This is a genomic window from Bacillus cereus group sp. BfR-BA-01441, from assembly GCF_022663075.1.
Taxonomy (GTDB): Bacteria; Bacillota; Bacilli; order Bacillales; family Bacillaceae_G; genus Bacillus_A; species Bacillus_A cereus.
The window spans coordinates 1-2,074 of record NZ_JAKUEU010000187.1; the positions used below are offsets into that span (position 1 = coordinate 1).

The following is a 2,074-nucleotide window of genomic DNA, read 5'->3' on the forward strand; positions in this document are numbered from 1 at the left end:
AGAAAAAGAGCTATTCCCATCGTTTAGGAATAGCTCTTTTTTGTGTTGCGTAACAGTAAATGAAATTATATCGGCGGTTTTTTAATATATCAGCGCAACTCGAATTATATCAGCGATTTTTTTAATATATCGACTTACCGACACATAACGAAAAAATAAGAGCCCTCTAATCATATAGAGGGCTTTTATTTTATCTAGCTGCAGTGGCTAGAATGATCGGTGGCTTCGCTTTTATTTCACCCAACCGAGCAGCATTTCCCGCACGAATTTGCTTGCTGCGACTGGTGTTTGATCACTATGGTCGTAGACTGGAGCTACTTCTACCAAGTCTGCTCCAACTACATTTATATTTGAATTTGCAATTGCTACGATGGAATCTAATAATTCTTTAGATGTGATACCGCCAGCTTCTAACGTTCCTGTTCCTGGAGCGTGAGCTGGGTCTAATACATCAATGTCGATTGTGACATAGACTGGGCGGCCAGCAAGTTTCGGTAATACTTCTTTTAACGGTTCTAATACGTCAAATTTGTATAAGTTCATACCTACTTCTTTCGCCCATTCAAATTCTTCCTTCATTCCAGAACGAATTCCGAAAGAATATACGTTTTCCGGACCAATTAAATCACACACTTTACGAATTGGTGTAGAGTGGGATAAAGGCTCCCCTTCATACGATTCACGTAAATCAGTATGAGCATCCATGTGGATGATTGCTAAATCCGGATATTTTTTTGCCATTGCCTTAAAAATTGGCCAAGACACTAGGTGCTCACCGCCGAGACCTAGTGGAAACTTATCGGCATCTAAAAGTTTTGATACATACTCTTCAATCATGTCTAAGCTGCGTTGTGCGTTTCCGAATGGTAATGGGATATCACCCGCATCAAAATATTTTACCTCTTCTAGTTCACGATCTAAATACGGGCTATATTCTTCAAGACCGATTGATACTTCACGAATACGTGCAGGGCCAAAACGAGATCCCGGACGGTAACTTACTGTCCAATCCATAGGCATCCCATAAATAACTACCTTTGACTCTTCAAAACTTGGATGACTTTTAATAAATACTTTACCTGAATAAGCTTCATCAAAACGCATATTCTTTTCCTCCTTATGTGGAACTTAAGGTATCCCAACCTTTCACTATTTCTCAAATTTGGAGCGAATTGCTCCTCTTTCTCGATTTACCGGGTCTTCTTTTTAACAACAAGAAGACGATTTTCTCTACAGAAGTGTAAGTAGCTAGCATGTTCAAGTCTTCTGGACAAACACCTTAAATGAGCTACTTACACTTTATTTGTTTGATACAATTCTCTTACTTAATTAAATCGCCAACAAATTTCGGTAATGCGAATGCTGCATTGTGTAATTCTTTTGTGTAGTATTTCGTTTCGATTTCGTGGAAACGCTCTTCACTTACTTCTAATGGATCATGTTTTTTAGATCCAATTGTGAACGTCCAAAGACCACTTGGGTAAGTTGGAATGTTTGCTGTGTATAAACGAGTGATTGGGAAGATCTCTTTTACGTCTTTAAACACAGTTGTAATTAACTCTGGTGTGAACCAAGGGTTGTCCGTTTGTGCAACGAAAATACCATCTTCTTTTAACGCTTTTGAAATTCCAGCGTAGAAGCCTTTTGTAAATAGGTTTACTGCTGGTCCTACTGGCTCAGTAGAATCTACCATAATTACATCGTATTCATTTTCGCTTTCTGCGATATGTAGGAAACCGTCTCCTACTTTTACTTCTACACGCTCATTATCTAATGCGCCTGCAATTGATGGTAAGTATTGTTTAGAGTACTCAATTACTTTTCCATCGATTTCAACAAGAGTTGCTTTCTTTACACTTGGGTGTTTTAACACTTCACGAATAACACCACCATCACCGCCACCAACAACTAATACGTTTTCAGGGTTTGGATGTGTAAATAAAGGTACGTGCGCTACCATTTCGTGATAAACGAACTCGTCCTTTTCTGTTGTCATAACCATGCCATCTAAAATAAGCATGTTTCCGAACTCTTCCGTTTCAACCATATCAAGTTTTTGGAATTCTGTTTGCTC

Annotated in this window: 2 protein-coding genes; both read right to left on the minus strand. The window is 38.7% G+C overall.

The window, feature by feature from the left end:
* Positions 1-231 precede the first annotated feature (231 nt).
* Positions 232-1,104: an agmatinase gene (speB, locus tag MR107_RS29745; RefSeq protein ID WP_001209831.1), complete on the minus strand. Its 873-nt coding sequence runs from the start codon at positions 1,102-1,104 to the stop codon at positions 232-234.
* A 217-nt stretch (positions 1,105-1,321) separates the two neighbouring features.
* Positions 1,322-2,074 (minus strand): polyamine aminopropyltransferase (gene speE, locus MR107_RS29750; RefSeq protein ID WP_242293126.1); only part of this gene is annotated, 753 nt, incomplete at its 5' end.

Excerpts from the sequence above, each read along its gene's own strand:
- speB (WP_001209831.1), bottom strand. The coding sequence starts at position 1,104 with ATGCGTTTTGATGAAGCTTATTCAGGTAAAGTATTTATTAAAAGTCAT.